The organism is Enterobacter sp. MGH 37, from assembly GCF_000534515.1.
In the GTDB taxonomy this organism is placed as follows: domain Bacteria; phylum Pseudomonadota; class Gammaproteobacteria; order Enterobacterales; family Enterobacteriaceae; genus Enterobacter; species Enterobacter kobei.
On record NZ_KI973205.1, the window covers coordinates 1,578,927 to 1,590,501 of the forward strand.

The following is an 11,575-nucleotide window of genomic DNA, read 5'->3' on the forward strand; positions in this document are numbered from 1 at the left end:
ATTTATACAGTTATCGAATCAGGAATGCCATGTTCATCTGGAAAAAGTGGAAGCGTGCTTCAGAAAAGCGAGATCAGGAGCGCAACGGGGAAGCTCATCGGCCAGGTCGACCCCACCAGAAACGCGCTGAGCAGGCGGATGCGTTTGCGATCTTTTGAAAGGAACCAGGTAATTAATGCACAGATGGAAGCCATCACTGCGTAAAAAACCAACATCTTTTGATACAACGTCATTCTGTATACCAGAGCCGAAAAAATAACCGCACGCAATATGCGTCATATGTTGATACAGATCAAGTTTTTTCGTTACAGAATAACCACTTAAATATTATGGCTAATAACAATGAAGTAGCTTGCTTAACACCCAGGGCGAAGAAGGAGAATGCCCGGCCGCGCAAGCGGCCAGGCAGGATGGCTTAGTGTTTGATCATCACATGCCGGACGACCGTATAATCCTCAAGCCCGTACACCGACATATCTTTGCCGTAGCCGGATAACTTCATGCCGCCGTGCGGCATTTCGCTCACCAGCATAAAGTGGGTATTCACCCAGGTACAGCCGTACTGCAACCGCGCACTCAGACGATGAGCACGGCCCACGTCTTTGGTCCAGACCGATGACGCCAGGCCATACTGTGAATCATTCGCCCAGGCCAGCACCTGCGCTTCATCGTCAAATTCAGTGACGCTCACCACCGGCCCAAACACTTCGCGCTGAACAATGGCATCGTCCTGTTTTGCCCCCGCCAGCAGGGTCGGCTGGAAGTAGTAGCCAGCCCCCTCCTTTTTGCTTCCGCCCGTCACAACGCTGATATGACCGAGCGCTTTCGCCTGATCGACAGCCTGACAGACGCGTGAAAGGTGAGCGGCCGAGCTGAGCGGCCCCAGTTCAGTAGCGGCATCTTCCGGCGCCCCCATTTTGAGGCTGGCGACCGCAGCACCCAGCTTTTCAACCAGCGCAGGATATATGCCTTTTTGGGCATAAATGCGGCAGGCCGCCGTACAGTCCTGCCCGGCATTGTAGAAACCAAACGTTCGCACCCCTTCGACAACCGCGTCCAGGTCAGCATCATCAAAAACGATCACCGGAGCCTTACCGCCCAGCTCCATGTGGGTGCGCTTAATGGAGGACGCCGTATGGCCGATGATATGCTCGCCGGTGGCAATTGAACCGGTCAGCGACACCATGCGGACTTTGTCATGCCCGGTGAGCGGATCGCCAACCGTCTTACCGCGACCAAATAACACGTTCACAACGCCTGCCGGGAAGATATCTTTCGCCAGTTCTCCCAGTTTTAACGCCGTCAGCGGCGTGATTTCAGAGGGTTTTATCACCACGCAGTTACCGGCAGCCAGCGCGGGTGCCAGCTTCCATGCTGCCATCATCAGCGGGTAGTTCCACGGCGCAATCGATGCAACTACCCCCACCGGATCACGGCGGATCATCGAGGTGTGCCCCTCAAGGTATTCACCTGCGGCCAGACCGTTCAGGCAGCGGGCCGCCCCGGCGAAGAAACGAAACACGTCGACCACCGCCGGAATTTCATCCCCCAGAGCACAGTGGAGCGGCTTCCCGCAGTTGAGCGATTCAAGCCTGGCAAATTCTTCACCCTGCGCCTCAATGGCGTCAGCCAGTTTCAGCAGACATTCCGCACGCGCTTTGGGCGTGGTCTGCCCCCAGTCGATAAAAGCCCGATCGGCGGCCTGAACAGCCGCGTCAACTTGCGCGACAGAGGCTTCAGCAATCTCCAGCAGTACTTCTCCGGTGGCCGGGTTGTATACCGGCTGTTTTTCGCCTTGTCCGGCGACCAGTTCACCCTTTATCAGCAGATGTGTTTGCATAGCATTGTCCTGTTCAAATCAATGTTATTTCCCGCTGCCGGCGATGTTCTCGCCATCGCGGGTTAGCCACCAGGCACCCAGAATGGGGAAAGTTGTCACCAGCATGACCAACAGTGCAACAACGTTGGTGACCGGCACGTCGCGAGGACGGCCGAGCTGATTGAGCAACCACAGCGGTAACGTGCGCTCGTGTCCCGCCGTAAAGGTTGTGACGATGATTTCGTCAAACGACAGGGCAAAGGCCAGCATTCCGCCCGCCAGAAGTGCTGAACCCAGATTGGGCAACACCACATAGCGGAAGGTTTGCCACCCGTCAGCCCCGAGATCCATTGACGCCTCCACCAGACTCCAGGAGGTGCGTCTGAACCGGGCAATGACGTTGTTGAACACCACCACCACGCAGAATGTGGCGTGCCCGACAACGATGGTGAAAAAACCCGGTTCAAGGTTGAGCGTTTTAAATGCGGTCAGCAGCGCCAGACCGGTAATGATTCCCGGTAAGGCAATGGGCAACAGCAGCAATAGTGAAATGGCGTTTTTGCCAAAAAAGTCGCTTCGCCACAGTGCCGCTGCAGCAAGCGTGCCAAGCACCAGGGCAATGGCGGTGGAGAGTGCGGCAATTTGAAGTGACAACGTCACGGATTCAATGATATCGCCACGCCCCGCCGCCACGCTAAACCACTTGAGCGTCAGCCCCTGCGGCGGGAAGCTGAAGGCAGCATCTTCAGTGTTAAAGGCGTAGATCGCGATAATCAGCAACGGGAAGTGCAGGAAGATGACGCCTCCCCATGCGGCCACTTTCAGGAACAACGGTGCGCGTTCAGAGTGCATCGAATGCTCCCAGACGTTTCACGAACGCCAGATAAAGCGAAATCAGCACAATGGGAACCAGCGTAAACGCAGCCGCCATGGGCATATTGCCGATAGCGCCCTGCTGAGCGTAGACCATGTTACCGATGAAATAGCCCGGCGGCCCCACCAGCTGCGGGACGATGAAATCCCCCAGCGTCAGGGAAAAGGTAAATATTGAACCCGCGGCAATTCCCGGGATCGCCAGCGGCAATACAACATAGCGAAAGGTCTGGCGGGGGCGCGCGCCGAGGTCGGCTGAAGCCTGCAGTAACGACGCTGGCAGACGTTCCAGCGCGGCCTGCACAGGCAGGATCATAAACGGCAGCCAGATATAGACAAAGACCAGAAAGCGCCCCAGCCCGGAGGTGGATAACGTGTTACCGCCTATCGCCGGGAGCGTAAGAAGTGAGGTGAGGATCGGTTCCAGCCCCATATGACTGAGAAACCATTGCGCCACACCATCCTTCGCCAGCAGCAACGTCCAGGCGTAGGCTTTGACAATGTAGCTCGCCCACATCGGCAGCATCACGGCGATATAGAAGAACGCTTTCCACTTGCCGCGGGTGTAACGCGCCATATACCAGGCCATCGGGAATGCCAGAATGGCGCTGGCCAAAGTGACCGCGATCGCCATCGTTAAGGTGCGCAGGATGATGTCGTAATTTGCCGGATTGAAGAGCGCCTGAATATTCGCCAGCGTCAGGTCCGGCGTGACCGCCATGGTGAAGTCGTCAAAGGTGTAAAACCCCTGCCACAGCAGGGTCAGCAGCGATCCGAGATAGACGATGCCAAACCACATCAGCGGGGCAAGCAGCAGCAGGAACAGGCCGAGCGACGGCTTACGCCAGAACAGTGCCGTCATGCGGCTCAAGCGGCCGTGCGGTGCGGGAGGATGAGCGACACTCATATCCATTTCACCTTTCCTCATGCAGGCGAATCATCGCCTCGCGTGACCACGAGGCCATCACCGCCTGCCCCGGCGCAATGCCGCTCAGCAGCGAGACATCGCTGAGGTTGGCCTGGCTGACCAGCAGTTTGGCCCCCTCGGCAAGCTTCAGCTCCAGGCGCGTGGCGGCTCCCTGATACTGAACGGCCTGCACGATACCCTGAACCTGAACCTCACCGCCCTCGTTCAGGCGAATATGTTCCGGGCGCAGGGAATAGATGCCTTCCATGCCGCAAATTTTCTGCGCAAGCGCTGCATCAAAGACGTTGGACGTGCCCACAAAACCGGCGACAAACGGCGTGCGCGGACGCATATAGAGATCGCGCGGGGTATCCACCTGCTCGATGCGGCCGTTATTGAATACCGCCACCCGGTCCGACATGGAGAGCGCTTCGCCCTGATCGTGGGTGACGAAAATAAAGGTAATGCCGAGTTCCTGCTGAAGTTTCTTCAGCTCGAATTGCATCTGTTCGCGCAGTTTGAGATCGAGCGCGCCCAGCGGTTCGTCCAGCAGCAGGACGCGCGGTTCATTGACCAGCGCCCGGGCGATGGCTACACGCTGGCGCTGGCCGCCGGAAAGTTGCGAAGGTTTGCGGGCGATGGCAAAGCTCAGCCCCACTTTTTCCAGGGCATCACGCGCCTGGGCATGGCGTTTCTTCTTGTCGACGCCTTTCACCATCAGTCCGTAGGCGACGTTATCGAGGATCGACATATGCGGGAACAGCGCATAATCCTGAAAGACGGTATTTACATCCCGCTCCCATGGCGGTAGCGCACTCGCCTCTTTGCCGAAAATAGAAATCGTGCCGCCTGACAGCTGTTCAAAACCCGCTATCAGGCGCAGGCAGGTGGTTTTGCCGGAGCCCGAAGGCCCCAGCATGGAGAAAAACTCCCCGTCGCGAATGGCAATGGTCACCCCGTCCACCGCCCGCACATCGCCATACAGCCGGGAAACATTGTTAAATTCTACTGCGTACGTCATGTTCTGCTCCCGGGCGATTATCGTCCACCCATGATGGCGATGTAATCCTGCGTCCAGCGGCTGTACGGCACGAACTTGCCACCTTGAGCAGTCGGGGTTTTCCAGAACAGGATTTTGTCGAACTCGTTATAACCGTTTGTTTCACAACCTTTATCACCCAGCAGCGTACTGGCTTTACACCCTTCAGGCACGACGGGCAGTGAGCCAAACCATGCCGCCAGATCGCCCTGCACTTTTGGCGTCAGCGACCAGTTCATCCATTTGTAGGCGCACATCGGATGTTTTGCCTGGGCGTGGAGCATGGTGGTATCCGCCCAGCCGGTTACCCCTTCTTTCGGGAAGACGGTGGCGATGGGCTGGTTCTCAGCCTTCAGCGCATTTGCCTGATATGGCCAGGCGCTGGAAGCCACAACGCCTTCATTTTTGAAGTCGCTCATCTGGACGGTAGTGTCATGCCAGTAGCGGTGGATCAGGGCATGCTGGTCGCGAAGCACTTTCAGCACCGCGGCATATTGTTCTTCGGTGAGCTGGTAGGGATCGCTGATGCCCAGCTGTGGCTGGGTGGCTTTGACGAACAGCGCCGCATCGGCGATATAAATTGGCCCGTCATATGCCTGCACGCGACCCTGATTGGTTTTACCGTCCGGCAGATCCTGTTTGGTAAAGACCACACTCCAGCTGTCCGGTGGCGTCGGGAAGGTTTTGGTGTTGTACATCAGCAGGTTTGGCCCCCACTGATAGGGTGTACCGTAGACCTTGCCGCCCACGTTAAACCATTCCCCTTTCACAATGCGCGTGTCGAGGGTTTTCCAGTTCGGGATGAGTTCGGGATTTATCGGCTGAACGCGTTTGCCCATGATCAGACGAAGCGATGCATCGCCTGACGCGGTGACCAGATCGTATCCCCCTTTCGCCATCAGGCTGACCATTTCATCTGACGTGGCCGCCGTTTTCACGTTAACGGCACAACCGGTCTCTTTTTCAAACTGGGTGACCCAGTCATAGTTTTTATCGGTCTGCCCACGCTCGATATAGCCCGGCCAGGCAATAATATCCAGACGACCTTCCCCGTCACCCATCGCCTTAGGTGGTTCTGCGGCGTGCGCTGTCATGATAGTCATGCCGAGCGCGCACAGGCTGCTGCGGGCAAATTTTTTGCTCATAAGAATTACTCCTGTCGCAATGAAATTTAGCGGCAGCCGTGCCGTAAAAATATCTCCCTTATTAAACGTAGACCGCGCAATTGCGCCGCACCGTTTGGCTTCAGGAAATTTCATCAAGGTGTGACCGAGGGCGCATTCCCCGTTAACTGGATTATAGACAAGGGGTTAGCGGCGCGAGGCAGTATGCAGATTTCCTATGACCGGGCACTGCGAAATATTCGTAGCGCCGTCATCAGGATAAGAAATGTTTATTTAAATAAGGGGAAAAAGATTATTTCAACATCGTGCTAATTAATTTTCCTAACTGAATCACCGCCTGCTCTTCTCGCTCTCCCCACGCCCAGGAGGTATTAAAACGGAAGAACGGTGTCCATGCGTCAGAGGTGGAAAACATTTTTCCTGGCGCAATGCTGATATGGTGCGTTAAGGCCTTTTCACTCAGCAGCCCGGCATCCAGCTGTGCCGGAAGCTCCAGCCATAAAAAGTAGCCGCTGTCGTTATGGTGAATTTTGACCCCGACGGGCATATGGCGCAGCAGTGACTGCCAGGCTTGCTGTTTTCGCTCAGCGAGCGTTCGTCGCAGGCGGCGAAGATGGGCGTCGTAGCGTTTAGTCGCCAGGTAGTCCACCAGTGCCAGCTGCATAGGGGAGCTGGTCGATAACGTGCTCATCAGTTGCAACTGCTGAATGCGTCGCGCATGTTTTCCGGCCGCCACCCAGCCGATACGGAATCCTGCCACCAGACATTTTGAAAAAGAGGAGCAGTGAAGCGTCATGTCGTCCCGATCCCAGGCTTTTGCCGGAAGCGGTTTTTCGCGGCCGAAATAGAGCTCGCTGTATACATCGTCCTCAATCAGGGTGACGTTATGCTTTGTCAGGAGGGCGACCAGACGGGCTTTTTTCTCTGCACTTAGCGTAAAACCAAGTGGATTCTGGCCGTTGGTCATCAGCCAGCAGGCTTTTACGGGATAGTCATTCAGCGCCTGTTCAAGGGCGTTCAGGTCTATCCCCTCCCGGACGTCCGTGGCGACCGACAACGCTTTGAGCTTCAGGCGTTCCAGCGCCTGCAGCGCGCCATAAAAGCAGGGGTTTTCGACAATCACCCAGTCGCCAGGCTCCGTCACCGCCTGCAAACTCAGGTTCAGCGCTTCGAGCGCGCCTGCGGTAATGACAATTTCGTCCGGCGAGATGTTCATCCCCTGCTGCGCATAGCGGCGCGCAATGGCGTGGCGGAGTTCAGCGTTACCCGGCGGCAGGTTTTCAATCACGCTCATCGCAGTCGCCGTTTTGCTGACGTTAGCCAGCGAGCGGTTGAGCTGCTGAAGCGGGAAAAGCCGGGGATCGGGAAAGGCGGATGCGAAAGGAACGACAGACGGATCGCGGCTGGCCTGAAGGACATCGAAGATATAGGTGTTGATATCCACCGCTTCGTCACGCATCACCTGGGCAGGTGGCACAGGCTGGTGCGTGGTCGGGCGCGAGGCAACGTAATAGCCCGATTGTGGCCTGGCGACAATGCGTCCCTGACTTTCCAGCATCTGATACGCGTGGCCAACAGTCATGAAACTCATGCCGCTGCTCGCCACCTGCTCTCGCAGGGAAGGCAGCTTATCGCCCGGCAGCCATACGCCAAGCTCAATTTGCGAAATAATTTGTTGCGCCAGACGCTGGTATTTTTTCATCAGATTCTCCTTATTGCCGACAGTGTATATCAGCAGGAGAAAAAGAGAAGATTTTGCTAACTGTTATGAAAAACCGGGCAGATTACTTACGGTACTCTGTGGTGTGATTCATCGCGGAACGCGCAGCAGCGAGGTGGTCGAGCGTGATCATCGACGATTTGCAAAAAATGCATTTTGCGCCGAATGGGTTTTTCTCAGACACATCAAAGACTGAAGTGCGGTACTGCGAGCCATGACAGCATGGGCAGCGGAAATGGATATAAGAAGTCATAGGATTCTCCTGTTAACGTAAAAACGTAAATTACTAATGGGCCGATTGGGCAATATTGGTTTTAAACAAAACGAATCGGAATGTAGATAAAGACCCAAGAGAGGCTGCGGAGAGGCACAACGTGATGAGAACTGCTTTATAAAACTACGTCAGATATTTTTTTGGACTCAAAACCAGAAATCCATTAACGCATGTTGCTGACGGCAAAGCAAGCGGATTGATGCGTAAAATTCATAAAAATAATTTTTTTATTCCGTAACGGTAATCTATATCAGTTTGTAAAAGCGGGAGTCTGAATCAAACTGTTATGGTTAAAATTCGCTGTTCTGCGTCTGATAGTCCGATCTCTGCGCCTATACCATAACAACACACCGTTTGACATTGAGGCTGTGCATGTTTGGTTTGGATGCTTTTCACCTTGCGCGGATACAGTTTGCCTTTACCGTATCCTTTCACATTATTTTCCCGGCAATCACCATCGGCCTGGCAAGCTATCTTGCCGTGCTCGAAGGATTATGGCTGAAAACAAAAAATCCGGTCTGGCGCTCGCTTTACCATTTCTGGTCGAAGATTTTTGCCGTTAACTTTGGCATGGGCGTAGTCTCCGGCCTGGTCATGGCCTACCAGTTTGGCACCAACTGGAGCGGCTTTTCACAGTTTGCGGGCAGTATTACCGGCCCACTCCTGACCTACGAAGTGCTTACCGCCTTCTTCCTTGAGGCCGGTTTCCTCGGCGTGATGCTGTTCGGCTGGAAGAAAGTCGGACCGGGACTGCACTTCTTCTCCACCTGCATGGTGGCGCTGGGGACTATTATCTCCACCTTCTGGATCCTCTCTTCGAATAGCTGGATGCAGACCCCGCAGGGCTATGAGATTGTCAACGGCCAGGTGGTGCCGGTGGACTGGTTCGCTGTGGTGTTCAACCCCTCCTTCCCTTACCGCCTGCTGCATATGTCGATCGCCGCGTTCCTCAGTAGCGCCCTGTTTGTTGGTGCATCCGCAGCATGGCATTTGCTGCGCGGGAATAATAATCCTGCCATACGGGCAATGTTTTCAATGGCACTGTGGATGACGCTGATTGTCGCTCCCCTCCAGGCTATGGTTGGTGATATGCATGGGTTGAATACTTTAAAGCATCAACCCGCCAAAATTGCCGCCATTGAGGGCCACTGGGAAAACCCACCGGGTGAGCCGACCCCGTTGCTGCTGTTTGGCTGGCCTGACATGGAGCAAGAGCGCACCCGCTTTGGTCTGGAGATCCCGGCGCTGGGAAGTCTTATCCTGACGCACAGCCTGGATAAACAGGTCCCAGCCCTTAAGGAGTTCCCGAAAGAAGATCGCCCTAACTCGACCATCGTCTTCTGGTCATTCCGCATCATGGCGGGCTTAGGCATGCTGATGTTGCTGCTTGGGGTGATGGCGCTCTGGTTGCGCTACAAAAAACGCGTTTATTCATCCCGCCCGTTCCTGTGGTTTGCCCTGTTAATGGGCCCATCCGGGCTGATTGCGATTCTGGCAGGCTGGGTCACCACCGAAGTGGGCCGCCAGCCGTGGGTGGTCTATGGACTCCAGCGAACGAAGGATGCGGTATCAGCCCACGGCGATCTGCATATGAGCGTGAGTTTGCTGGCCTTCTTCGTCGTCTACACCTCGGTGTTTGGCGTCGGCTACAGCTATATGGTTCGCCTCATCAAAAAAGGCCCGCAGCCACACGAATCTTTCGCCACCGCGTCCGATGGACGTCCTGCACGCCCGCTTTCAGCAGTCACTACTGAACATAAGGAGCAGCCGTAATGGGTATCGATCTTTCCATTATCTGGTTTGTGATCATCGTCTTTGCCACGCTGATGTATATCGTCATGGACGGCTTTGATCTGGGGATCGGGATGTTGTTCCCCGCAACGCCAAACGCTGACGATCGTGATGTGATGGTCAACAGCGTCGCGCCGGTATGGGACGGCAATGAGACCTGGCTGGTGCTTGGCGGCGCCGCCCTGTTCGGCGCATTCCCGCTGGCGTATGCGGTGATCGTTGATGCCCTCACCATTCCGCTGACATTAATGCTGATCGGACTTATTTTCCGCGGGGTGGCATTCGAGTTTCGTTTTAAAGCCACGCCCGCCCACCGCCCCTTCTGGGATAAAGCGTTTATTGGCGGTTCCATTCTGGCAACGTTTACCCAGGGCGTGACGGTGGGCGCCGTCATTAACGGTTTTACCGTGACAGGCCGAACGTATACGGGTGGTCCGTTTGACTGGTTTACCGCATTTAACCTGTTCTGCGGTGCGGGTCTGATGGTGGCCTACGCGTTGCTGGGATCGACATGGCTGGTAATGAAAAGCGAAAATGCGCTGCAGCAAAGGATGCGGGCGTTATCCAAAACGTTACTGATTATCCTGCTGGCATTTATTGCGGCGATCAGCCTCTGGACGCCGCTTGCCCACCCGGCCATTGCCGCACGCTGGTTTACGCTGCCGAATCTGTTTTATCTGCTGCCGGTTCCTGCGCTGGTCGTGATTTTTAGCCTGTATCAGTGGCGCTGCCTGAATAATCCTGACAGCCATAACCGTCCGTTTATCCTGACGTTAGGGCTAATATTCCTTGGTTTTAGCGGGCTTGGGATCAGCATCTGGCCGCATATTATTCCGCCATCCATCACCTTGTGGCAGGCCGCTGCACCAACGCAAAGCCAGGGCTTTATGCTGGTGGGTGCACTGTTGATCATCCCCGTCATTCTGGTCTACACCTTCTGGAGTTACTACGTATTTCGCGGCAAAGTTCAGCATGGGGAGGGTTATCACTGATGCAACAACCGGTCTGGAAAAGAGTGTTGTGGCTGGCCATTATCTGGGGCGGCAGCGTACTGGCGCTGGCTGCGGTCAGTATGCTCTTTCGCATATTGATGACCGCAGCCGGGTTTAAATCTCATTAATCGTCATTCCGGGCAACCGCTGCGTTGCCCGGCTCTCCCCGCACTTTCAGATAAACCCCATTAACGCACGTCAGCGTATCGTTACACTGGTAAAAGATTCACAGTATTTATTATTTGAGAACAAAAATGAAAAAGCTCATTGCGTTAAGTGTTATCAGTCTTGTCCTGACCGGCTGCGTTAATCCGGGCAAAGCGTCCGTTCAGCCAGAGCAGCTGAAGAACCATCGTTTTGTACTGGAAAATGTGGATGGCAAAGCCGTGAAGGGCATGACAACACCACCTGAGATCAGTTTTAACGCGCTGCCCGCTTTGAACCTGGTAGATAACATCAGCGTGTCTGGCACGATGTGTAACCGCTTCAACGGACAGGGGAAATTGTCCGAAGGTGAGCTGACAGTGAAAACGCTGGCAATGACGCGCAAACTCTGTACTGAACCGCAGCTTAACGAACTGGATCACACCCTCGGCGACATGCTGCGCAAAGGGGCGCAGGTCGACCTGACGGAAGACCAGTTAACGCTGGCGACCGCCGACAAAACGCTGATGTTTAAACGTGTTGACTGATCAGTAATTACCGCAGCTGCCAACGGCAAGCGACTGTTCACTGCAGCGTTTGCCGTTTGGCAACGCGCACATCCCAATAGCTGAACCATCAAGCTGGCGGGCAACCGACAGCGAGCCGCCAATCATGGCACAGTTGGCTTGTCCTGAGCTGGACATTGACGCTCTCATTCCCGGCGCTACGTGAGCCGCCGTCGCCTGCTGAACAGGCTCACTGCTACATGCCGACAATAATAATGCGGCACACCCAATCAAAAATGCTGAACGCATGCTCTCTCCCCCGTAAATAATGCGAAACCTATGCATAATAGGCATCACCTCCCGTGTCGTCGAGAGCGGATGTGCGT

The 11,575-nt window shown here is 55.1% G+C and carries 13 protein-coding genes; 4 read left to right on the forward strand and 9 right to left on the reverse strand.

The genetic code is table 11. The annotated features are described in order from the left end of the window. Positions 1–59 precede the first annotated feature (59 nt). From L383_RS0123855 to L383_RS16160, 8 genes are all read right to left on the reverse strand, one after another. Positions 60–233, reverse strand: a complete 174-nt coding sequence (locus L383_RS0123855) for a GhoT/OrtT family toxin (protein ID WP_014883956.1) — start codon at positions 231–233, stop codon at positions 60–62. 182 nt (positions 234–415) lie between these two features. Further along, entirely contained in the window at positions 416–1,840 is a 1,425-nt protein-coding gene (gene patD, locus L383_RS16190) for an aminobutyraldehyde dehydrogenase (RefSeq protein WP_014883957.1), read from the reverse strand. Positions 1,841–1,864: 24 nt separating this feature from the next. Beyond that, entirely contained in the window at positions 1,865–2,671 is an 807-nt protein-coding gene (locus L383_RS16185; RefSeq protein WP_023330503.1) for an ABC transporter permease, read from the reverse strand. Beyond that, on the reverse strand, positions 2,661–3,599 hold the full coding sequence (locus L383_RS16180; protein ID WP_369796272.1) for an ABC transporter permease: 939 nt from the start codon (positions 3,597–3,599) through the stop codon (positions 2,661–2,663). The genes L383_RS16185 and L383_RS16180 overlap by 11 nt, the downstream gene beginning before the upstream one ends. A 7-nt stretch (positions 3,600–3,606) precedes the next feature. Next, entirely contained in the window at positions 3,607–4,620 is a 1,014-nt protein-coding gene (locus tag L383_RS16175; RefSeq protein WP_014883960.1) for an ABC transporter ATP-binding protein, read from the reverse strand. Positions 4,621–4,637: 17 nt separating this feature from the next. Further along, entirely contained in the window at positions 4,638–5,783 is a 1,146-nt protein-coding gene (gene ydcS / locus L383_RS16170) for a putative ABC transporter substrate-binding protein YdcS (protein ID WP_023330505.1), read from the reverse strand. A 271-nt stretch (positions 5,784–6,054) separates the two neighbouring features. Beyond that, entirely contained in the window at positions 6,055–7,464 is a 1,410-nt protein-coding gene (locus L383_RS16165; RefSeq protein WP_023330506.1) for an aminotransferase-like domain-containing protein, read from the reverse strand. Positions 7,465–7,546: 82 nt separating this feature from the next. After that, on the reverse strand, positions 7,547–7,735 hold the full coding sequence (locus L383_RS16160; RefSeq protein ID WP_023330507.1) for a cold shock small protein YmcF: 189 nt from the start codon (positions 7,733–7,735) through the stop codon (positions 7,547–7,549). Between the two features lie 393 nt (positions 7,736–8,128). Here L383_RS16160 and L383_RS16155 point away from each other — a divergent pair, with 393 nt between their 5' ends. The 4 genes from L383_RS16155 (at position 8,129) to hslJ (ending at position 11,231) form a co-directional block, all read left to right on the forward strand. After that, on the forward strand, positions 8,129–9,529 hold the full coding sequence (locus L383_RS16155; RefSeq protein ID WP_014883967.1) for a cytochrome ubiquinol oxidase subunit I: 1,401 nt from the start codon (positions 8,129–8,131) through the stop codon (positions 9,527–9,529). Continuing rightward, the gene (gene cydB, locus L383_RS16150) at positions 9,529–10,539 is read left to right on the forward strand and encodes a cytochrome d ubiquinol oxidase subunit II (RefSeq protein ID WP_023330508.1); all 1,011 of its coding nucleotides are present in this window, start codon (positions 9,529–9,531) and stop codon (positions 10,537–10,539) included. Before L383_RS16155 ends, cydB begins: the two co-directional genes overlap by 1 nt. Next, the gene (locus L383_RS16145) at positions 10,539–10,667 is read left to right on the forward strand and encodes a DUF2474 domain-containing protein (protein WP_023330509.1); all 129 of its coding nucleotides are present in this window, start codon (positions 10,539–10,541) and stop codon (positions 10,665–10,667) included. Before cydB ends, L383_RS16145 begins: the two co-directional genes overlap by 1 nt. 126 nt (positions 10,668–10,793) lie before the next feature. Beyond that, a complete protein-coding gene (gene hslJ / locus L383_RS16140) occupies positions 10,794–11,231 on the forward strand; it encodes a heat shock protein HslJ (RefSeq protein ID WP_014883970.1) in 438 nt (145 codons plus the stop codon). Here hslJ and L383_RS16135 read toward each other — a convergent pair whose 3' ends face one another. Beyond that, positions 11,232–11,498 (reverse strand): putative hemolysin, encoded by a 267-nt coding sequence (locus tag L383_RS16135; protein WP_023330510.1) that lies wholly within the window; start codon positions 11,496–11,498, stop codon positions 11,232–11,234. Positions 11,499–11,575 lie beyond the last annotated feature (77 nt).

Bases quoted from the DNA above. Each gene is read 5' to 3' on its own strand.
- L383_RS0123855 (WP_014883956.1), bottom strand. From the start codon at position 233: ATGACGTTGTATCAAAAGATGTTGGTTTTTTACGCAGTGATGGCTTCC.
- patD (WP_014883957.1), bottom strand. From the start codon at position 1,840: ATGCAAACACATCTGCTGATAAAGGGTGAACTGGTCGCCGGACAAGGC.
- L383_RS16185 (WP_023330503.1), bottom strand. From the start codon at position 2,671: ATGCACTCTGAACGCGCACCGTTGTTCCTGAAAGTGGCCGCATGGGGA.
- L383_RS16180 (WP_369796272.1), bottom strand. From the start codon at position 3,599: ATGAGTGTCGCTCATCCTCCCGCACCGCACGGCCGCTTGAGCCGCATG.
- L383_RS16175 (WP_014883960.1), bottom strand. From the start codon at position 4,620: ATGACGTACGCAGTAGAATTTAACAATGTTTCCCGGCTGTATGGCGAT.
- ydcS (WP_023330505.1), bottom strand. From the start codon at position 5,783: ATGAGCAAAAAATTTGCCCGCAGCAGCCTGTGCGCGCTCGGCATGACT.
- L383_RS16165 (WP_023330506.1), bottom strand. From the start codon at position 7,464: ATGAAAAAATACCAGCGTCTGGCGCAACAAATTATTTCGCAAATTGAG.
- L383_RS16160 (WP_023330507.1), bottom strand. From the start codon at position 7,735: ATGACTTCTTATATCCATTTCCGCTGCCCATGCTGTCATGGCTCGCAG.
- L383_RS16155 (WP_014883967.1), top strand. From the start codon at position 8,129: ATGTTTGGTTTGGATGCTTTTCACCTTGCGCGGATACAGTTTGCCTTT.
- cydB (WP_023330508.1), top strand. From the start codon at position 9,529: ATGGGTATCGATCTTTCCATTATCTGGTTTGTGATCATCGTCTTTGCC.
- L383_RS16145 (WP_023330509.1), top strand. From the start codon at position 10,539: ATGCAACAACCGGTCTGGAAAAGAGTGTTGTGGCTGGCCATTATCTGG.
- hslJ (WP_014883970.1), top strand. From the start codon at position 10,794: ATGAAAAAGCTCATTGCGTTAAGTGTTATCAGTCTTGTCCTGACCGGC.
- L383_RS16135 (WP_023330510.1), bottom strand. From the start codon at position 11,498: ATGCGTTCAGCATTTTTGATTGGGTGTGCCGCATTATTATTGTCGGCA.